Origin of the sequence: Providencia sp. PROV040, from assembly GCF_032706145.1 — a bacterium.
Classification (GTDB): domain Bacteria; phylum Pseudomonadota; class Gammaproteobacteria; order Enterobacterales; family Enterobacteriaceae; genus Providencia; species Providencia hangzhouensis.
The window spans coordinates 4660684-4680889 of the sequence record NZ_CP120530.1 but is presented as its reverse complement, the minus strand read 5'-3'; the positions used below and the strand labels follow the sequence as shown (position 1 = coordinate 4680889).

General features: G+C 42.1%; 17 protein-coding genes. 4 read left to right on the top strand and 13 right to left on the bottom strand.

Annotated elements, in window-relative coordinates; all coding sequences use genetic code 11:
- Window positions 1-58: 58 nt before the first annotated feature.
- Together tpiA and P3L40_RS21900 are read right to left on the bottom strand one after the other, a co-directional pair.
- A complete protein-coding gene (tpiA, locus tag P3L40_RS21905) occupies window positions 59-829 on the bottom strand; it encodes a triose-phosphate isomerase (protein ID WP_036959102.1) in 771 nt (256 codons plus the stop codon).
- 178 nt (window positions 830-1007) lie between these two features.
- Entirely contained in the window at window positions 1008-1637 is a 630-nt protein-coding gene (locus P3L40_RS21900; RefSeq protein WP_004265284.1) for a DUF1454 family protein, read from the bottom strand.
- 35 nt (window positions 1638-1672) lie between these two features.
- Between P3L40_RS21900 and P3L40_RS21895 the strand changes: the two genes are divergently transcribed.
- Window positions 1673-2092, top strand: coding sequence for a DUF805 domain-containing protein (locus P3L40_RS21895; RefSeq protein WP_094961896.1), 420 nt, complete (start codon window positions 1673-1675; stop codon window positions 2090-2092).
- Between the two features lie 74 nt (window positions 2093-2166).
- On the opposite strand, the gene fpr is transcribed toward P3L40_RS21895, so the two are convergent.
- Window positions 2167-2913, bottom strand: coding sequence for a ferredoxin--NADP(+) reductase (gene fpr, locus P3L40_RS21890; protein WP_136135347.1), 747 nt, complete (start codon window positions 2911-2913; stop codon window positions 2167-2169).
- 183 nt (window positions 2914-3096) lie between these two features.
- On the opposite strand from fpr, the gene P3L40_RS21885 reads away from it, so the two are divergent.
- Both P3L40_RS21885 and emrD read left to right on the top strand, forming a co-directional pair.
- A complete protein-coding gene (locus P3L40_RS21885) occupies window positions 3097-3225 on the top strand; it encodes a hypothetical protein (protein WP_255468617.1) in 129 nt (42 codons plus the stop codon).
- A gap of 144 nt (window positions 3226-3369) precedes the next feature.
- Window positions 3370-4554, top strand: a complete 1185-nt coding sequence (gene emrD / locus P3L40_RS21880) for a multidrug efflux MFS transporter EmrD (RefSeq protein WP_004265291.1) — start codon at window positions 3370-3372, stop codon at window positions 4552-4554.
- Window positions 4555-4595: 41 nt separating this feature from the next.
- On the opposite strand, the gene P3L40_RS21875 is transcribed toward emrD, so the two are convergent.
- The 3 genes from P3L40_RS21875 to P3L40_RS21865 form a co-directional block, all read right to left on the bottom strand.
- Entirely contained in the window at window positions 4596-8369 is a 3774-nt protein-coding gene (locus tag P3L40_RS21875) for a hypothetical protein (RefSeq protein ID WP_210852735.1), read from the bottom strand.
- A gap of 224 nt (window positions 8370-8593) precedes the next feature.
- Entirely contained in the window at window positions 8594-10120 is a 1527-nt protein-coding gene (gene glpK, locus P3L40_RS21870; protein WP_004265295.1) for a glycerol kinase GlpK, read from the bottom strand.
- Between the two features lie 3 nt (window positions 10121-10123).
- Window positions 10124-10984, bottom strand: a complete 861-nt coding sequence (locus P3L40_RS21865) for an MIP/aquaporin family protein (RefSeq protein ID WP_004265297.1) — start codon at window positions 10982-10984, stop codon at window positions 10124-10126.
- Window positions 10985-11289: 305 nt separating this feature from the next.
- On the opposite strand from P3L40_RS21865, the gene zapB reads away from it, so the two are divergent.
- A complete protein-coding gene (gene zapB / locus P3L40_RS21860; RefSeq protein WP_004265299.1) occupies window positions 11290-11529 on the top strand; it encodes a cell division protein ZapB in 240 nt (79 codons plus the stop codon).
- 244 nt (window positions 11530-11773) lie between these two features.
- Here the strand turns inward: zapB and rraA are convergent, their stop codons facing one another.
- The 7 genes from rraA to priA all read right to left on the bottom strand — a co-directional run bounded on the left by rraA (window position 11774) and on the right by priA (window position 20023).
- Window positions 11774-12298 (bottom strand): ribonuclease E activity regulator RraA, encoded by a 525-nt coding sequence (gene rraA, locus P3L40_RS21855; protein ID WP_004265300.1) that lies wholly within the window; start codon window positions 12296-12298, stop codon window positions 11774-11776.
- Window positions 12299-12417: 119 nt separating this feature from the next.
- The gene (locus P3L40_RS21850) at window positions 12418-13341 is read right to left on the bottom strand and encodes a 1,4-dihydroxy-2-naphthoate polyprenyltransferase (RefSeq protein WP_004265301.1); all 924 of its coding nucleotides are present in this window, start codon (window positions 13339-13341) and stop codon (window positions 12418-12420) included.
- Window positions 13342-13528: 187 nt separating this feature from the next.
- Window positions 13529-14863, bottom strand: coding sequence for an HslU--HslV peptidase ATPase subunit (hslU, locus tag P3L40_RS21845; RefSeq protein WP_004265302.1), 1335 nt, complete (start codon window positions 14861-14863; stop codon window positions 13529-13531).
- Between the two features lie 11 nt (window positions 14864-14874).
- Complete coding sequence (gene hslV, locus P3L40_RS21840; protein WP_004265304.1) at window positions 14875-15405, bottom strand: ATP-dependent protease subunit HslV; 531 nt, start codon at window positions 15403-15405, stop codon at window positions 14875-14877.
- 169 nt (window positions 15406-15574) lie between these two features.
- Window positions 15575-16381 (bottom strand): cell division protein FtsN, encoded by an 807-nt coding sequence (ftsN, locus tag P3L40_RS21835; protein ID WP_210852733.1) that lies wholly within the window; start codon window positions 16379-16381, stop codon window positions 15575-15577.
- Window positions 16382-16454: 73 nt separating this feature from the next.
- Entirely contained in the window at window positions 16455-17483 is a 1029-nt protein-coding gene (cytR, locus tag P3L40_RS21830) for a DNA-binding transcriptional regulator CytR (protein ID WP_004265308.1), read from the bottom strand.
- Between the two features lie 341 nt (window positions 17484-17824).
- The gene (gene priA, locus P3L40_RS21825) at window positions 17825-20023 is read right to left on the bottom strand and encodes a primosomal protein N' (RefSeq protein ID WP_136135350.1); all 2199 of its coding nucleotides are present in this window, start codon (window positions 20021-20023) and stop codon (window positions 17825-17827) included.
- Window positions 20024-20206 lie beyond the last annotated feature (183 nt).

Below are 20206 nucleotides of genomic sequence, written 5' to 3'. Positions count from 1 at the left end.
TAATTAAAATAAAAAACCGCCAATATTTGGCGGTTAATCTCAAGGTATTAAAATAACCTTATTTAGATTTTTTCGCTTCAGCAGCCGCTTTAACAATAACAGCAAAAGCGTCAGCTTTCAGAGAAGCGCCACCCACTAAGGCACCATCGATATCTGGCTGGGTAAATAGCTCAGCTGCGTTGCTGGCATTAACAGAGCCGCCGTATTGGATGATAACTTGTTCAGCAATGGCTGCATCTTTTTTCGCAATATGAGTACGAATAAATTTATGGATTGCTTGTGCTTGTGCTGGTGTTGCTGATTTACCTGTACCGATAGCCCAGATTGGCTCATAAGCGATAACGGCACCTTGGAAAGCTTCTGCACCTAAAGAATTCAATACGGCATCGATTTGACGAGCGCAGACTTCTTCGGTTTTACCCGCTTCATTTTCAGCTTCAGTTTCACCAATACACAGTACTGGGATCAGACCTTGTTCTTTTAAGACAGCAAATTTCTTAGCGACAAATTCATCACTTTCGTTGTGATAAGTACGGCGCTCTGAGTGGCCGATAATGATGTATTTGGCGCCAACATCTTTTAACATTTCAGCAGAGGTTTCACCTGTAAATGCACCTGATAGGTTAACGTCAACGTTTTGTGCACCTAATGCAATGCGACTGCCTGCTAACGCATGTTTAGCTTGAGTCAAATAAATCGCAGGTGGTGCAATAGCCACATCACAGCCATCAACGCTGCTGAGTTCATTACGCAAGCCAGCGACGAGGTCATTGACCATCTGTGTGCTGCCGTTTAGTTTCCAGTTACCCATTACCAATGGATGTCGCATGTTATTTCCTCCAACCAGAGAGTTTGAATGATTAATCAATAAGTTATTCATCACACGCTTATGTTACACGCGTAACGTGACAATGTTGTCGCCATTCACCTTCTGCATTATAAGAACAATGGATAATAATAGCTTTGCTTTTCATCATGCTTGTTCTTAGAGCGTGATCACAGTCAGTTTAGGGTGTTTGTTGTTCTAGCTTAATCGGTTCAACAGCAAAAGTAAGCACATTATTGTCACTTTTTACTAAAATATATCTTAAAGCGCCTAATCGAGCTTCTTCCGCGTGAGTTGCACTATTATTGGCAATAAATTTATTTAAGGCTTCCGTAAGTTCAGGGGCTTTATCCTGTGAAACTTCAGGGGCGAATATACGGACCATTGCAATGGTATAACTTTCCATTAATTGTCGATTTTTTTGGTTTTCTTGTGGGTTATCAGACGGTAGTAATGTGATCTGTAAACTTTTAATTTTTTCACTTCCGCGTTCTAACACCGCAGAGGAATAAATTTGTTGGTTAATTCGAGAAGCTGCTCGAATATAGGGAGCTGCGATATCTTGGCTAGCAATTACTTTATATTCATGAAGATATAAGTCTTTGTATGCTTGATTGAATTGGTTACGTAATTCAGGAATAGTGAGGTTAAAAGAAGGCGCATCAGGGGCCAAATAGGAGACCTCAAAGTCAGTATCTGGCAGCGTTGGGACTTTTTGAGCAAAAGCCAGTTGTGGCACACTAAGTACAAAAATGGTTATGATGGCGTATACAGAACGAAATAAAGTTTGGGTCATTTTTGAGCCACTCATTTTTAGTTTTCCACATTGTATCAGGATTATAGGTAATGACATTACAACAATGGGCTTTTTCCTTCAAAGGCCGTATCGGTCGCCGGCCATTTTGGGTAGGTATTGCAGTCATTTTTATTTTAATGACGGTAATTGCCCTGTTACAAAATGCACTGCTATTCTCTGAAACACTTGCTATATCGTTATTTATTTTACTACTTTACCCTTTGGCCGCTATCTTTGTGAAGCGTTTACATGACCGTGGAAAATCGGGTGGGTGGTTTGCGCTGATTTTATTGGCATTTGCTCTTTTTTCAATCGACGTCAGCCAATTTGAACCTGTATGGCAATGGGGGATAGGGCGCTTTTTACCATTATTAATTACTATGATAATGGTACTTGATTGTGGAGCTTTTGTGGGGATGGATGGTGTTAATCACTACGGTGAAGAAACAGAAACGGTGGATTATTTATAGCGTCAATGCCATGTAGTCCGACTACCATATAACATGAATGCTACCCTGAAAATATTTCAGGGTAGCATGCTAAATTACCAGTATTGCTCACTCGAAATATGACCAGGTTTGCGGCGTAAATGTTTAACCATGTTACGGTTATTTTTTAGTGTATCGCGAGTGTCCCTGACCATTTCAGGGTTACCGCATAGCATAACGTGGCAGGTGTCAGGCGAAAGGGCTAGGCCAACAGCGTCTTCGAGTGCATGATTTTCAATTAAGGCTGGAACACGGCCATATAATGAACCTGTACATTGTTCGCGGCTCACCACGGTGACAATTTTTAATTTCCCTTGATATTGTTGTTCCAACTTTTTCATTAAGGACAAATAACTTAAATCTTTCTCATAACGGACCGCGTGGAGTAAAACAATGTTCTCGAAGCGCTCAAGGTCTTTGCCTTCCTGTAAGATGGACAAAAAAGGCCCAATGGCGGTACCTGTTGATAACATCCATAAGTTTTTACATTCGGGTATTTCGTCTAAAACGAAGAAACCCGCAGCTTCATCCGTGATCTGTAACGTATCATTGGGTTTTAATTGTGCTAATTTTGGGCTAAGTTTCCCTTCGGGGACGATGACAAAATAAAATTCAAGTCGGTTATCACTAGGTGCGTTGACGTAAGAATAAGCTCGCTGAATACGTTCGCCTTCGATTTCGAGTGCCAGTTTGGCGTATTGTCCGGCGGTAAAGGGTTTAATTGGCGCCTCAATGACTAAGCTGAATAATGAATCAGTCCAAAATTTGGCTTCAATCACTGTTCCTGTTACCCAATTTGCCATAGATCCCACCTCTTCATATTGTAAAATCGACCATCTGAAAAATAACTCATTTTTGATGTGAATGAGCCAAAGCATGGTTCACTAGGATTTAATACTAAAACAGTTCATTATTTATGCTTATCGATAATGTGTTCCAGTGTTTTATTCTTAATATTGGTCTGTTTTAAAGTTCAATGTACAGTTATGTTGACAATACTGGCGAATATTACTGCCATTGTCGAAAAATATAAAATGTCGCACTACTACGAAAAGATAGCTGCTTTTGTTATCTTAGTCACACTCAAGCAAAACGCATTATTTGCTATTTATTAAAAATGGCATAAAAGCGTAGAGCAGTATTTTTATATTGATAATTAAGAACCTAAATAATTTTGCGTTATTACAATGAAATAATGCGGCGTTATTTTGTGTCCGAAATAGCGTGCATTTGAATTATTGGATGTATTTGAGAGAAAAATGAGAAAACTGGAACATTTTAATTTGCTATTAATGCTAATTGCATTGGCAGCGGTCGGCCAAATGACACAAACTATTTATGTTCCTGTCATTGCTGAAATTGCCGCTTATTTTAATGAGCCCTCTGGTGCTGTTCAACAAGTGATGGCAGCTTATTTATTTTCTTATGGTTTTTCGCAGTTAGTTTATGGGCCGCTATCTGACCGAATTGGTCGCCGACCTGTTATTTTAACCGGTTTAACGATTTTCTTATTTTCAACGGTTGTGGCAATTTTCGCGCCAACGCTAAATATACTTACAGTGGCAAGTGGGTTACAAGGGCTAGGAACTGGTGTTGCCGGTGTAATGGCAAGAACAATGCCTCGTGACTTATATAAAGGCACAGCGCTGCGTTATGCAAATAGCCTATTAAATATGGGGGTGTTAGTCAGCCCATTATTGGCTCCCATGTTTGGCGGAATATTAGCGCACTTTTGGGGCTGGCATGCTTGCTATATTTTCCTATTTATCTTAGGAGCCTCAGTATTATTGAGTATGTATCGTTGGCTACCAGAAACGCGGCCTGTTTCCCCAGAAAAGTACAGAATGTTGGCCTCATATCGTGAATTACTTTCAAGTGGTTCATTTCTCTCTTACCTTGCCATGCTAGTTGGTGCGTTAGCTGGGATAGCGGTATTTGAAGCCAGCAGTGGTGTATTGATGGGCGGTGTATTAGGGCTAAGCAGTATCACCGTGAGTATTTTATTTATATTGCCGATTCCTGCCGCTTTCTTTGGCGCTTGGTATGCAGGGCGAGAGGGAAAAACGTTTTATAATTTGATGTGGCACTCAGTGCTTATTTGTTTATTGGCTGGCTTTATGATGTGGGTACCAGGCTGGTTTGGGATTATGAATACATGGACATTGTTAGTCCCAGCAGCGGTATTTTTCTTTGGCGCTGGTATGTTATTTCCATTAGCAACGACAGGGGCTATGGAGCCTTTCCCTTATTTGGCAGGTGCCGCAGGTGCACTCGTTGGCGGCTTACAAAATGTCGGTTCAGGTGTTGCGACTTGGGTTTCCGCCTTGTTACCACAGAACGGGCAGTTTAGTTTAGGATTGTTGATGTTTTTAATGTCGACGCTTGTATTGTTGTGCTGGTTACCTTTAGCAAAACGTATGAATCACTCAGAACGCATGGTTTAATGGGATATGGTCAGGCTGCAAAAGACAGCCTGACCATCAAATTACGCGCTTAGCAGTATATCAGCTTGCTTTTGTGGCGGAATTGATAGCACCGATGAATACAAGGAGCTAGGTTCCTCTTCTGGCATTGATGATATAAGTTCCGGCAACATGACTCCTGAATTAAATATCACTGGTTGGTTATAATCTAGAAATTTTGTATTTTCTGCTAATTGTCCTGTTGGATTTTGAGTGTTTTGTTGGAGCCAAATCAACTTTGGTACAGTATGGTCCTGCAAGTGTTGGTCTATATGAATGATTATTCCATCCAGTTTTAACTCAGGGGTACTGTCTATCGTGCCTTTTATTGTTAATTGATTTTGTTGTACTGAAAAATACCATTCCTCTATTGGTATGCTTTCTTGAATTTGTTTTTGGTCATCACTTGTCCTTAGTGTGACCCAAAAAGAGTACTGGCCATCAGGCAAGTTTAGGTGAGTAATATCCACCGTTTGTTCGAAGTTTACATCCGCAACTAAAGGTTGCTCGACTGTGTAGTAGATCACATCAGGTATCACGGAATAACCCATTGCGTGAGTTTCAAGGTGATTGAGCGCAATAAAGTTCAAAGAGGTATCAATCTGCGAATCTTGGCCAAATGGGTCAGATAATGAAAAATATTGTTGATGTAACCGGCCTTTTTCAACCCACTTGGCGCAAAGTGCACTTTTTGAGGTGATTTTGTCGAGATTGATTTTACCTGTCGAAAAATCAATTAAGCCTTCTTCTGTTGCTGCCCAGTAAATAGGGGCACCTTGCCAATAATTATCGAGAATCAGCTGTTTTGGTAATAAATAGCCATCACTGTTTGTTAATACACGGCAAGCTAATGAATCCGGGTTGTTATAGTGGGAGATCAACTGCCCAAGCTCTTTTTTGTAGTTCAATTCATGTACAGTAAACTGAACCAATTCGCCTTTATCTGCAATATTGAAGCTCTCTGTACGTCGGATTTGTAATACTTCGGTCGATAACCCATTCGGAGTTGCATAAGTGACGGTTAATGCATAGTCACCATTAATATCAAATGGACGGCCAACCCCTGTTTTTAGGTTATGGTAATCGGCCGGTAAGCTTCCTATGGTACGGTCAACTGCGATGGTGCTATAAGGGTGTGGGGTATTATCTGCCATTTTAGCGAACTGGTGCTGTATCCAATAAATCGCTACATCACGTTGATGAGGAAGTTGTTCAATTTGCGTTAGGTGATAATATTTTGAGTAATTCTGTTGAGTTAGTGTGACCCATTGTTTGTTAATTTGATCCCAGCGTTGATAAAAACCGTCTCCTGCAAACCCGCCATCTTCAGTATCCTCCCCTTTAGTTTTATTGCTTTGCCAGCGTATTCTTTTGCTTAAAAATTGGTGAATTTTTTGGTTGTAGACATCAGGATGAGGCAAAAATGCATCATAAGCACCGCTCCTAAAAGGTACAAAACTAGAAAGCATGGTCGGCATAGCCTGTTTTAAGTGACTATGGAGATCGTGATAAGTGACATAATATTGCCTAGATTGGTTATAAGCTGGGTTTTTGCCATGGCTGTGAGGGTCGTAAGGGTATACTAACTTATCATCATCACCTAGTTTATTGGTATGAGGCAAGCCAAGACCGTGACCAAAAATCTCATGAAACATCACGTTAGGTTCATGAACCCCGCCACCGTTGTTGGGCGACCCAAGCCCTAATAGCGCAGTGCCAACATTTGAAGGTAGGGTTTCAATCGCAGTATATTGATAATCAGAATCAGCATTGTTAGCAGTTTGGTATTTATGGCTATTATTATAAGCCCAAAAAATTTGTGCATTGGGGTGATAGTCAATCTCTTCAGGGTTATCATAATGAGGATGAATAAACGGAATGGTGTTGCTATTGGTGTCAGTCCTAAGTGGCGTTAAGCTTGGGTGACTCACCGTAGCAGGAAGGCTATGCACTGTGAGCTGCCCAATTGGTAAGATTGTCGCCGCTTCTTTTCCCCAACTTAATGGAGAGGATGAATAAACTCCATGTCCTTGTTGATATAAACTGTGGCTATCAACATGAACAATTAAGTGGTTATCAAGGGTGACATTGGGGGAGAATAGGCCATGTTGGTTGGTTTCTTCGGTGATAATGGGTTTGCCATTAACAGTGATAACGAGGTTGATATCCGGTTGTATCCACTCACCTTTTAGCGGAGCTGTAAAGCGTTGCTGATGCCAATTTTGCGCTGAAACATTCATCTGTTGGGGGAGCGCTGTTAATTTTTGGAGCAAATGATCCGGGCCAGTTAATCTCACTCGACCTAATATTTTTCTTTCTTTATTGCTGACGATGGCTTCAATATCAGGGGATTTTGCCGCCGTTTCGCTGGTAATTTCTACATTCAATAACGCCCAGCGGTTAGCTGTTAAGCTCATGTGCTTATCGGTCATACTCTGCAGGTGAGTTTGCGCAAGTTGAATATGATGGATTTGCATATCACTTGGTGTTGGGTTGTAACGCCGTTGAGGTTCATGATAAACAGGGTCTGGAGTGGAATATGTGCGTTTACCAGGAATGCGCAGTTGTGGTGCATTTGCGGTTTGTAACTGAATGGAAAAGGGTTGGGATTGCTGCCCGTTAGGTAGCATAGCAATAAAATCAAATTGATCTGAGTGGGTTTTAAATTTTGCATTATTGGCAATGTATTGCCATTCGTTGGTGGTGTTATTTAGCGTTAATTGACCAAATTTGGGCTGCTCAAGGATTTTGTAACCCTTAATATGGGGGCTATTTGGTAGTTTTCCTGTTATGGCACCTACAACTAACTGATTTGGGAGCTCATCTGGGTTTTCTGCTACTAAAATAGGTAGAATTTGAGGAACGCTTTCTTGCGCATCATGTCGAGAGATCGCCGGTTTTGTTTGTTTCAATTGGAACTGGCGAAAAATGATATTTTCACCAACAAGTTTTAAGGTATTCTTTTCATAGCGGATTTTAACCGCAGGAAGCTGATTTACTGCCATTATTTTATTTACATCGGTTTCGACAGAATGGGCAATCTGTTGCCAAGATGATGTTTTTGTAATTGGAACGTCATGTAAAGACAACACCTTGTTATACTTCATATTTTCTATAGATATTGAGAAATATTGGCTGTTTTTTCGTAACTCATCGGTTAGCTTCAATGAGTTTATTGCTTGGGTTGGTAGGGTGATAATTTGCTGGAAACTGTGATTTTCTAAGGTGCGGCTGGCTTGCTCAATAGGCTCTACTGGATTAAGTTCATCAATGAGTTGTTGGGTCGATGCTGATGGTTTTTTGTGTTTATTTTTGACTATCAATAAACTGCCGCCGGTGAGTTCCAACCAATGGCGAACTAGCTCGACTTGTTTGTCATTGGCATTTTCAGGCAAGACTACGATGTTATAATGGCGATGCCATTGCCCGCTTGGTAATAATAAATCAGCGAGCTGAGCTTGTGCTCTGGTTTCTCCATTAATCCATTCATGGGGTGAATTAAAGCTTTCGACAAATAAATTTTGCTTGGGGTGGAAACTAAATCCAGAGAAATGTTCAGTACCGAGCGCACTCAATAAATAAGTTTTTTTATTTTCACCCGCTAGCCGGGGGCTATTATTTAACCAACTAAATAACTTAAATGCTTTTTCGCCGTCAGCTGATTGTTCAGGGTTATCCTTTAATGCATTTATTAAGGTGGTATCTTGTTGAATAATTGCCACTCTCCCTTTTTTATACCATCCTAGTTGTAAGTTGTCTTGCTGTATCTCATCAGCAAATATTTTAAGGTTATCCATTACCATAATCCATTTTTTGAGGGTTAATTTTGAATTTTATTGAAATATTATTCTAAATAAACCGCAAAAAACGGTCTAATTTATTATTGTTTTAATAACTGCATTTTCATTGATTAACTAATTAGTTATTAGAAGAAAGTCATACTTGTAGGGATAAAATAAAAAAGGCCATATGATTCATATGGCCTTTGGGATATTAGAAATAAAACAGATTAAAAGATGGATTAGCCACGATCTTCCCACTCTTGGGCACGAGCTACGGCTTTTTTCCATCCCTCGTATTTGAAATTACGTTCCGTCGTTTCAATACCTGGTTTGAATACACGCTCAATGGTCGCCTTGCTCTGTAACTCATCAAGATTACTCCAGAAACCAACGGCTAAGCCTGCAAGGTAAGCGGCTCCCAATGCAGTGCTTTCTCGCACTTCAGGGCGTTCAACAGGAGTACCTAAAATATCTGACTGGAATTGCATTAAGAAGTTATTGGCGACAGCTCCACCATCAACACGTAGTGCTTTTAAGCGCTCACCTGAATCTGCTTGCATTGCATCAAGTACATCACGGGTTTGATAAGCGATAGATTCTAATGTTGCACGGATAATATGGTTGCGGTTTGCACCACGTGTCAGGCCAAAAATAGCACCGCGCGCATATGGGTCCCAATATGGAGCTCCCAAACCAGTAAAGGCAGGAACAACATACACGCCATTGCTGTCTTTCACTTTAGTGGCAAAGTACTCTGAGTCTGTTGATTCATCAATTAATTTCAATTCATCACGCAGCCATTGGATAGAGGCACCTCCGACAAATACAGCGCCTTCAAGTGCATAATTGACTTCACCTTTTGGGCCACATGCGATAGTCGTCAGTAGGCCATGATTTGAACGTACAGCAGTCTCTCCCGTGTTCAGAAGTAGGAAACAGCCTGTTCCATAGGTATTTTTGGCCATTCCTGATTTGACACACAGTTGGCCATACAGAGCGGCTTGTTGGTCTCCCGCCATTCCTGAAATTGGAATACGAGTCCCACCTTTCCCCCCAATATTGGTTTGCCCGTAGACTTCGGAAGAAGGGCGTACCTCAGGAAGCATTGCTCGTGGAATATTGAGCGCTTTGAGAATTTTGTCATCCCACTCGAGGTTGCGGATATTGAACAACATGGTTCGAGAGGCATTGGTGTAGTCGGTGACATGAACACGCCCTTGTGTCATTTTCCAAACGAGCCAAGTATCGACAGTACCAAACAATAACTCCCCTTTTTCAGCTCGCTCACGTGCGCCTTCAACATGATCTAAAATCCATTTGACTTTTGTACCGGAGAAATATGGGTCAACAACCAGACCGGTGTTTTGGCGAATATACTCTTCTAAATCGCGGTCATTTTGTTTCAGATGGGTACAAAAGTCAGCAGTACGGCGACATTGCCACACAATTGCATTATAAACAGGCTTACCTGTGGCTTTTTCCCAAACAATAGTGGTTTCACGTTGGTTAGTGATCCCAATCCCAGCGACTTCATCGGTACGGATATCCGCTTTAGCGAGTACTTCCACTAGTGTTGAGCTTTGTGATGCCCAAATTTCCATTGGGTCATGTTCCACCCAACCTGGCTTAGGATAAATTTGGGTGAATTCACGTTGTGAAATACTGACAATATTCGCATCATGGTCGAGTACGACAGCACGTGAGCTGGTTGTGCCTTGGTCGAGTGCAACAATATACTTTTTCGCAATAGTGGTTTCAGTAGTCATAATTTAAGCCTGTTCCGAGGATTTGGTGTTTTTAACGGATAATTTTTCTGTTTTGGTCTCTTCTTCACATACCATGCAAGGTAAGTGGCGACCAATCAGTTTGCGATAGGCGAATGCGCCTAGCAGACCACCAACAATAGGTGCTGTCAATGGGACAAGGAAATAAGGAATATCGCGGCCACCAGTCAGAGCGATATCACCCCAACCAGCGAGATAAGCGACAACCTTTGGACCAAAGTCACGAGCAGGGTTGAGTGCGAACCCAGTGAGCGCGCCAAATGACCCACCGATAACAGCAATCAAAATACCGATTAACAATGGTGCAAGTGGGCCACGTGGGACACCATTGCCATCATCGGTTAGCGCGAGTATTAAGCAAACAAGAATGGCCGCAATAATGACCTCAATAAAGAATGCATGAGGAACACTAATTTGTGGTGCTGGGTAGGTTGAGAAAACACCCGCAGTAAATAAGCTTTCTTGTGAGCCTCTAATGATGTGATGAACTTGATCGTAATCGAAAAATACAGGGGAATACATTGAGTAAACTAATGCGGCAGCAAAGAAGCCACCTAGCATCTGTGCGATGATATAAGGAACAACTTTGCGCTTATCAAAACACGCGAATAGCCATAGTGCGAGAGTAACGGCTGGGTTTAGATGGGCACCCGAGGTGCCAGCGGTTAGGTAAACGGCTAAAGCAACGCCAAAGCCCCATATAATACTAATTTCCCACAAGCCTAGTTGTGCGCCCGCTATTCTAACGGCAGCAACACAACCTAGACCAAAAAAGACCAGTAGCGCAGTCCCTAAAAACTCTGAGATGCACTGACCCGTGAGTGATGTAGTCGTCATTTGGCTCATATGTTTCTATCCTACGAAAATGAAAAATATTGTAATGTTTTTTTAAGTTAAGATTTTCTAATCGAAAATCATTAACTGTAAATTTATCGTTAAAGAACATAAACGAGAAATATCGAAATTGAAAAGTGTGTGTTACATCACTAAAGCGAAACAAAACAATCAAAAATAGTGATGGATTCGACCTTTGTGATGTGATCTGACCAGTGTTTTTTAATGAAGGTTATTACGATTCAGAAGGAAGGAACTGGACACAGAGGATCATGCTACTTACAATCGTGTAAAAGCTGATAAGGGAGACCAGAATTATGTCATTTGAAGTATTTGAGAAACTAGAATCCAAAGTGCAACAAGCGATTGATACAATCACACTGTTACAAATGGAAATCGATGAATTAAAAGATAAAAATGGTGCGTTAAGCCAAGAGCTTGAAACAGCAAAATCAGGCACGGATTCACTGGTGCGTGAAAATGAACAGTTAAAACAAGAGCAGCAAGCTTGGCAAGAGCGTTTACGGACTTTACTCGGTAAGATGGAAGAAGTGTAATTTCTCGTCATACTTCGCGTTGTAGGGGTGTTGGCTTCGTCTCTTCGCCCTAGTCACATACTTGTGTATGCTCCTAGGGTCTTATCGACTTTGCCGCCTACCTACAACACGAATTATTTAGAGAAATCTTTGTTATATCTCGCATTGTAGGGTTTAGAGAAACTTTCGTCATACCTCGCGTAGTAGAGTATAAAAATAAGGGCTGCAAATTATTGCAGCCCTTATTTATAGAATTTTTAACGGATTATGCGTCGATATTGTCATCTTCGACAAAACCGTTGTTCTCATAAGGTGTTAATGGCTCTTCAGAAAGGATAATACCGGTGTTATCGGCATAAAGGTAATCACCTGAAAAGAAAGTCACACCGCCGAAATTAACACGAATATCACTTTCACCGATGCCTTCATCTGGACAGCCTGCCGGCATCGCAGCAATAGCTTGAATACCGAGGTCGAGTTCCATCAGGGTATCTACCTGACGAACCGCACCGTAAACCACAATTCCTTCCCAGTGGTTGTCAACAGCTAGCCTTGCAATTTCAGCATCAATAAGTGCCTTACGGACAGAACCGCCCCCATCAACGAGTAGGATACGCCCTGTACCATCCTCTTCCAGCAAATCATACACTAGGCCGTTATCTTCAAAACACTTAACTGTAATGATTTGACCGCCAAATGAAGTACGTCCACCAAAATTGGAGAAAAGGGGTTCTACCACGTTGACGCTTTCTTGGTAAATATCGCAGAGTTCGGAAGTATCATATTTCATAGGAGTTAGGTCTTTTTTGCTGCAAGAGGCAACCAGTATATCCCTTTTGAACCGTACTTGGCAAAGTTACCCGCCTAAAAATAGGCGGAAAAAGTCAAAAAAACGACAAATAGTGAATATTATTTGCTCATTACGACGCCGATGGAAAATAAAACGTTGGTCACGAGTGCAGCTTTCACCATATTTTCCAATAGAGGGCGCATACCTTCGGGGGTTGGGTCGCTGAGAACACGGCGTAAATGGTTCATTAGCATTGGTACGGCGAGTAAAAATAGCCAACCGCTCCAGCCGTGTAAATAAATTAGATTAAAAAAGGCCAAACATAAAATAGCCGCAACAATAATAATGGTGTGATAAATTCGAGCCCCTTGGGGACCTAAGCGTACCGCTAAGGTATTTTTACCTGCTTTAATATCATTTTCGATATCACGCATATTATTGATATTCAATACTGCGACAGAGAGCAACCCACAAGCCGTTGCGGGTAGGACAGTGATGATATTAAAACTATTTGCTTGTAAATAATAAGTCCCAATAACACTTAGCCAGCCAAAGAAGATTAAAACAGAAATATCCCCTAACCCTAGGTAGCCATACGGTTTTTTGCCCACGGTATAGGTAATTGCAGCGACGATAGCAATAAGCCCTAATGCGACAAAACCAATGGCATCCTCGGGTTTTTCGCATGCGACAATAATTAACAGTAAGCCGGAAAGACAGGCCGCCGTAATATTTAGCTTCAGTGCCTTTTTCATATCCGCTTGCGTGATAACGCCTTTTTGCATGCCACGTAATGGACCAATACGTTCAGCCGTATCAGAGCCTTTGACCGCATCACCATAGTCATTCGCAAGGTTAGATAAAATCTGTAATAAACCCGCTGTGATAAGTGCTAATAAAGCGACAGGCCATTTAAAATTATTAGTTAAATAAGCGAGTGCAGAGCCTGTCACAATCGCAATCACCCCTAATGGTAGGGTTTTAGGGCGGAGACTTTCAATCCAAGCTTGTTTACGACTTATTGTTGAGGATGTCGACTGCATGCAGTTACCTATAATTCAAACTCTTTAGAGATGTGATCTTAATAATTTAATAACCCATCATATAGAGAGATACTTGAGTATTTTCAATGCAATGGGCAGAATATTTCATAGAAAAAAGTGCAGCGATAAAAGCTGCACTTTAGTCGATGTATATTAAGGATACATGAAAACCAGATAATTAATAAGATTATAAAATAAATCTACTCAAGTCTTCATCTGCCACCAGCTCATCTAAGTGCTGTCTGACATAGTCTGCATCGATTTGGATAGTTTGCCCGTTACGGTCACTGGCATCGAAAGAAATATCTTCCATTAAGCGTTCAAGCACTGTGTGTAAGCGACGAGCACCAATATTTTCGGTTGACTCATTCACTTGCCATGCTGATTCTGCAATTTTACGAATACCGTCAGTCGTGAATTCAATATTCACGCCTTCTGTTGCCATCAGCGCTTTATACTGTTCAGTTAATGAGGCATTTGGCTCAGTCAAAATACGCACAAAATCTTCAGTTGTCAGAGCTTGTAGCTCAACGCGAATTGGCAAGCGGCCTTGGAGTTCAGGGATTAAGTCTGATGGGCTCGAAACTTGGAACGCACCTGAAGCAATAAACAGGATATGGTCAGTTTTGACCATGCCGTGCTTAGTGGAAATGGTACAGCCTTCGATTAATGGCAGTAAATCACGTTGAACCCCTTCACGGGATACATCTGGCCCCGAACTTTGGCCACCGCGTTTACAAATTTTGTCGAACTCATCGATGAAGACGATACCATTCTGTTCAACCGCTTCAATCGCTTGTTCTTTTAGCTCTTCAGGGTTGACTAATTTAGCCGCTTCTTCTTCAACTAGCAGTTTGAATGCCTCTTTGATTTTCATCTTACGAGGTTTCTGTTTTTGGCCTGCTAGGTTTTGGAACATGGATTGTAACTGGTTAGTCATCTCTTCCATGCCTGGAGGTGCCATAATTTCAACACCCATAGGGGATGCAGCGACTTCGATTTCAATTTCTTTATCGTCTAATTGGCCTTCACGTAATTTCTTACGGAATGCTTGGCGGGCTGGAGAATGCTCATCCGTTGGTTCAGATTGCCCCCAGTTATTTTTTGCTGGTGGGATAAGAACGTCTAAAATACGTTCTTCAGCCATTTCTTCGGCGCGATAGCGATTTTTTTCGATAGACTGTAAACGCACCATTTTAACGGCAGAGTCAGTTAAATCGCGAATAATCGAGTCAACTTCTTTACCAACATAGCCGACTTCAGTAAATTTGGTCGCTTCAACTTTGATAAATGGCGCATTGGCTAATTTCGCAAGGCGGCGGGCAATTTCAGTTTTACCTACCCCTGTTGGCCCAATCATCAAAATATTTTTTGGTGTGACTTCGTGACGTAATACTTCGTTTAACTGCATACGGCGCCAGCGGTTACGCAGAGCAATCGCAACAGAACGTTTGGCTTTATTTTGGCCAATAATATGATTGTCGAGTTCGCTGACAATCTCGCGTGGAGTCATTTCGGACATACTAGCAATCCTTATGATTTTGAAGAAATTTCTTCAAAGTTGACATTATGGTTGGTGTAAATACAGATATCACCTGCAATAGCGAGCGCTTTTTCAGCGATTTCTTTAGCACTTAAGTCTGTATTTTCTAACAAAGCACGTGCGGCTGATTGTGCATATGGGCCACCGGAGCCAATCGCAATTAAGTCGTTTTCCGGTTGAACCACATCACCATTACCCGTAATGATCAGTGAAGTGTGTTCATCAGCGACAGCTAACAAGGCTTCTAATTTACGAAGCATGCGGTCGGTACGCCAATCTTTAGCAAGTTCAACGGCCGCTTTCGTTAAATGGCCTTGATGCAGTTCGAGTTTGCGCTCAAACAGTTCAAATAATGTGAATGCGTCTGCGGTGCCACCGGCAAATCCGGCAATGACTTTGTCGTTGTATAAACGGCGAACTTTGCGGACATTGCCTTTCATGACGGTATTACCCATCGTCGCCTGTCCATCACCACCAATTACGACCTGGCCATTACGGCGAACACTTACGATTGTTGTCATGAGTTAGCCCCTGGTTTTATTACAAAAAAGAATGCGGTTGAATGTGATTTTCAAAAGATTAAATTCAAGTGATAGTTGTCTAATTAACTATCACTTGAACTAGGTTGAAGACACAAAGTACCGCTCATGAGTACATTAAAACAGTACATGGGGGGGAAGGAGGAATTTTTCAACCCCCAGAAGCACGAAGAATACAACCGGAAACACCTGCACCTGCTGCACGGTCACGCATTTTCTCGGCAGTAGACTTGGAATAAGGCCCTAAAACGATACGGTGCCAACCTCCACCTGCGCTTACACGGCTTTCAATACCTGAGAATGCTAAAGTAGCTTGAACAGACTCGGCTTGTTCTGCTGTACGGAATGAACCACATTGAACAACCATATTTTGCAAGCTGTTTGTCGGTTTAGTGCTTGGTGCCGTTTGTGGTTGAGTTGTGGGCGCGGTTGGTTGAGCCTCAAGTTTTGGAGGGATATTGGCCGCCGGTTTACGTTGTACTGGCTCGATAGGTTGAGCAGGCTCATTGATGAGCACTTGTGAACGCGGTACTGGTTTACCGTTTGCAGGTATTTCTTGCAAGTTAGTGACAGGCTGGCGTCTGTCAGAATCAATTTGCTCTAATAGCTGGCGCTGTTCAGGTGTTAAATCTGATGGGCGCACAATATTATTCCCCGTGCTCGGCTGTTGAATATTTGGCATATCCACACCACGACGTTCGAGTTCCTTAATATAACGCCAACGTTCTTCAGGCTTTGGTGGAAGCGTACTACCCGGTGTTGTGGGAGTAGCTACCTGAGGTTGTGGTGTGTCCTTTTTATTTTGAGTGATATAAAACAGGCCGCCAACAAATAGCACGACAATCGTGACAGCAACAACCAATGTTGTCATTGGTAGTCCTTGTGCTTTCTTTGATTTACCTTTGCTTTTTTTACGGGCGGATGAGCGCCCTCGAGCTACATAATCTTTTTGTGCCACGCTATTAATTCACTAGTTATCAATTGTTAGTCATCATTTGGGTTAACATGTTACTTAACCTGAGCAACTTTGACTAGCTTTTAGGCGCTTTTGTGCTCTCTCTAATGATTAAATCAGAATCTAGGAGACGTGAGCCTGGATTAACATTGTGCCCATGAATCTGCTCGAGCAGTAATTGCATCGCATGATGGCCAATTTCAGCACGAGGTTGGTTGATAGTCGTTAGGGCTGGCAAGGTGTATTTTGCTTGCTCTAAGTTATCGAAACCAACAAAAGAAAGGTCATCAGGGAGCTTTAAGCCCATTTTTTTCGCTTGCCACATTGCACCAATTGCCATGATATCACTATGGCAAAAGATAGCTGTCGGTGGTTCAGGAAGTGACATCAATGTTTTCACTGCTTCAGCGCCACCCTCATGGGTAAAATCACCACGAATAATATAATTTTCACGCAGTTTTTCACCTGTGCGTAACATGGCTTTTTTATAACCTTCTAAACGATATTGGCTTAAAGGCATATGGTCAGGGCCTGCAATACAAGCGATCAGTTTATGGCCTTGTTTTTGTAGGTAATGTGTTGCGTTAAATGCGGCGGTGAGGTTATCGATATGCACGGTAGGCAGTTTTAGCTCAGGTGCGAACTCATTGGCCATCACAATTGGAGGGAGGTTTTTTTGCTCTTCGGTTGAGATATCGAATGGAATATTGGAACCCAGTAAGACCATGCCATCAATTTGTTTGGTAATAATGAGATTAATAAAAGCATTTTCTTGTTTTTCTTGGTGTTTACAGTCCCCAATCAAAACAAAATAGCCTTCTTGAGCGGCAATTTCTTCAATGCCGCACACGACATCACTAAAGAAAGGGTCGCGAATATTAGGAACGAGTACAAGAATAGTCTTTGATTCATTGCGCTTATAGCTTCTAGCAAGGTTATGAGGATAATAGCCAACATCCATCACCGCTTGTTCGACTTTTTGGCGTGTTTGCAAAGAAACTTTTTCCGGGTTCATAAGTGTTCTAGACACCGTCGCTGTCGAAACGCCCGCGGCACTAGCAACATCTTTCATCGTTGCCGTGTTATTGTGTTTTTTACTTTCCACAACGCCTTCCTTAGATTGATTTAATCGTTTGCTTTTTTTGAATGGCGCAAGTACGTCATTATTAGTGGTTATTCTAATTGGTTTCTCAAGAATATCTGTTACCTAGTTTGCATAAAAAATGTGACTTGCGTCATTTTTTAGAGCTACTTCGCAAATTTTGAAAATAATTCTAAGGGCAAAAAGATAAATGAAACTCAATGTGTATGAAAAATACTCAATTTGGTCGTTTAGAATTATATGGCAAATAATTCAAATTTATCAACATGCTGCAAAGACAATACTGGTATGGCCTATAAAGTTAAATGGTTAGGTAAAATGAATCCTTTAGCATTGATAATGAGTTAACAATCGGTCGGGTCCACATCGATGTTCCATTTTACTTTGCGACTTTCTGGCTGTTGAATAATTTCTGGCAACAGTTTCGCCATAAATTGTTGTAAATAAAGCCGCGAAGGGTGTTGCAATAGCAATTGCCAGCGGAATCGCCCGCCACGTTTGGCTTGAATCGACGGCGAGGGGCCTAAAATCCACATTTTGGCATCACTTTGTGGATGTTCACTAATATATTGCCGTACATTTTGCAAAAATTGGCGCGAATCTTGGTTATTGTGGTCTTCTGAACGGATCAATATATGACTGGTGTAAGGTGGTAACATTGCGATTTGCCGTTCTTCCATCGCTTCTTGGGTAAATGCGTGATAACCCTTTTCAAGAAGCGTGAGCAACAATGGGTGTTCGGGGTGGTGGGTTTGCAAGAACACTTCACCTTGTTTACCAGCTCGTCCTGCTCGACCAGAAACTTGCACGTATAATTGAGCAAACCGTTCGGCTGCACGAAAATCACTCGAGAATAAAGCCCCGTCGACATCTAACAAGGCGACTAAGGTGACATCAGGGAAGTGGTGGCCCTTGGCCAACATCTGTGTGCCAATAAGAATTCTAGCCCCCCCTTCATGTACTTGGTTTAAATGCTGTTCCAGTTCCCCTTTACGGCTCGTGGTATCACGGTCAATACGGGTAACGGGGGTATCAGGGAACAGTTCACAAATCCCTTCCTCAAGTTGCTCCGTTCCCATTCCTACAGGCACTAAATGAGTTGAACCACATTGTGGGCACTGACGAGGAACCGGGCGCTGGCTATCACAATGGTGGCAGCGTAATTGATGAAAATTTTGGTGCAAGGTGTAATAGTGGTCACAGCGCTGGCACTCTGCAATCCAGCCACATTCATGGCAAATTAATGCAGGGGAATAACCACGACGATTTAAAAATAGAATGACTTGGTTGTTTTGTGCAAGGTGTTCTTTAATGTGTTGAATTAATAAGTGAGAAAGGCCAAATTTTAACGGCTGGCCTTTTAAATCAATAAGGTGCTGAGCCGCAGGGCGTGCATTACCTGCACGAATAGTGAGATTTAATTGCCGATACTTATGTTGCTGTACATTGAATAAGGTTTCTAGTGATGGCGTCGCAGTACCCATCACAATGGGAATATTGTTCTTTTTAGCGCGAAAAACAGCTAAGTCACGTGCATGATAACGCCAGCCATCTTGCTGTTTATATGAGCTGTCATGCTCTTCATCAATAATAATAATGCCAAGGCGGGCGAAAGGGGTGAACAGCGCTGAGCGAGTGCCAATAATAATGGCGTTTTGTCCTTGCTTAGTGCGTAACCAAACCGCTAAGCGTTCGCTATCGTTCAAGCCTGAGTGCAACACATCAACAGGCGCATTGAAGCGCTCGCGAAAACGGCTAATCGTTTGTGGGGTTAAGCCAATTTCAGGCACCAAAACTAAAGCTTGTTTACCTTGGGCAAGGACATTTTCCAATACACTCAGGTACACTTCCGTCTTACCGGACCCTGTGATCCCAGCGAGTAGCCATGGCGAAAATAGGTCATCTTCAGCACGTATAGCACCGACAGCGGTCGCTTGTTCACTATTAAGCCGCAACCTTTCCCCACAAACTGTAAAGCTTGGTTGCCACTTTTCGCTAGTCGGTTGAACGGGATGTAACTCAATATAAGCTTTCTTTTTCAATGCTTGCAGAGCACTTTCACTGATTTCAAGCTCACTCACTTGATGGCGATAAACGGCTCTACGACGCAAAAGTGCAAGAGCTTGTTGCTGCTTTGGGGAACGTTTTAGCTCATTAAGGTCAACGGCTAAGCCTTCATCCGTCACTTGCCATTGCCAAATAGGGGTAAATTCCGCAGGTTTACCTTGGCGCAATAGTGTGGGTAATGCGTGGAAGAGCACTTCACCTATTGGGTAATGATAGTATTGTGAAGACCACAATAAGAGCTGCCAAATATCGTCAGGGAAGAGCGTTTGGTGGTCGAGAACCAGTTCGATGGCTTTTAATTTATCTTCAGCAAATTCGCTTTTATCGCTGTGCTTTACCACAATACCCAAGGCTTGGCGCTTGCCAAATGGCACCATAACACGGCTGCCAATCACTGGTAGTGGCATGTTATCAGGAAGGCGATAATCAAATGTGCGGTTTAAAGGGACAGGTAAAGCCACCTGAACGACGATCATATCTGGGTTTCCGTCTATTTTTTATGCGATAATGCGAGCGATTGTTGACTAGAGTACCACAAAATTTACTCGGTTTTCATTGCGTGATAAACAGAATTTCTGTATGATCCGCCGCCTTTGGTATCTATTTTTACCAATATATTAAATTCAATCAACACGACGTGTGGTGTCCGGCGTTAGGGC

Excerpts from the sequence above, each read along its gene's own strand:
- fpr (WP_136135347.1), bottom strand. The coding sequence starts at position 2,913 with ATGGCAAATTGGGTAACAGGAACAGTGATTGAAGCCAAATTTTGGACT.
- P3L40_RS21885 (WP_255468617.1), top strand. The coding sequence starts at position 3,097 with ATGTTGACAATACTGGCGAATATTACTGCCATTGTCGAAAAATATAAA.
- P3L40_RS21875 (WP_210852735.1), bottom strand. The coding sequence starts at position 8,369 with ATGGATAACCTTAAAATATTTGCTGATGAGATACAGCAAGACAACTTA.
- P3L40_RS21895 (WP_094961896.1), top strand. The coding sequence starts at position 1,673 with ATGACATTACAACAATGGGCTTTTTCCTTCAAAGGCCGTATCGGTCGC.
- tpiA (WP_036959102.1), bottom strand. The coding sequence starts at position 829 with ATGCGACATCCATTGGTAATGGGTAACTGGAAACTAAACGGCAGCACA.
- P3L40_RS21865 (WP_004265297.1), bottom strand. The coding sequence starts at position 10,984 with ATGAGCCAAATGACGACTACATCACTCACGGGTCAGTGCATCTCAGAG.
- emrD (WP_004265291.1), top strand. The coding sequence starts at position 3,370 with ATGAGAAAACTGGAACATTTTAATTTGCTATTAATGCTAATTGCATTG.
- hslU (WP_004265302.1), bottom strand. The coding sequence starts at position 14,863 with ATGTCCGAAATGACTCCACGCGAGATTGTCAGCGAACTCGACAATCAT.
- hslV (WP_004265304.1), bottom strand. The coding sequence starts at position 15,405 with ATGACAACAATCGTAAGTGTTCGCCGTAATGGCCAGGTCGTAATTGGT.
- P3L40_RS21900 (WP_004265284.1), bottom strand. The coding sequence starts at position 1,637 with ATGAGTGGCTCAAAAATGACCCAAACTTTATTTCGTTCTGTATACGCC.
- glpK (WP_004265295.1), bottom strand. The coding sequence starts at position 10,120 with ATGACTACTGAAACCACTATTGCGAAAAAGTATATTGTTGCACTCGAC.
- rraA (WP_004265300.1), bottom strand. The coding sequence starts at position 12,298 with ATGAAATATGATACTTCCGAACTCTGCGATATTTACCAAGAAAGCGTC.
- priA (WP_136135350.1), bottom strand. The coding sequence starts at position 20,023 with ATGATCGTCGTTCAGGTGGCTTTACCTGTCCCTTTAAACCGCACATTT.
- P3L40_RS21850 (WP_004265301.1), bottom strand. The coding sequence starts at position 13,341 with ATGCAGTCGACATCCTCAACAATAAGTCGTAAACAAGCTTGGATTGAA.
- zapB (WP_004265299.1), top strand. The coding sequence starts at position 11,290 with ATGTCATTTGAAGTATTTGAGAAACTAGAATCCAAAGTGCAACAAGCG.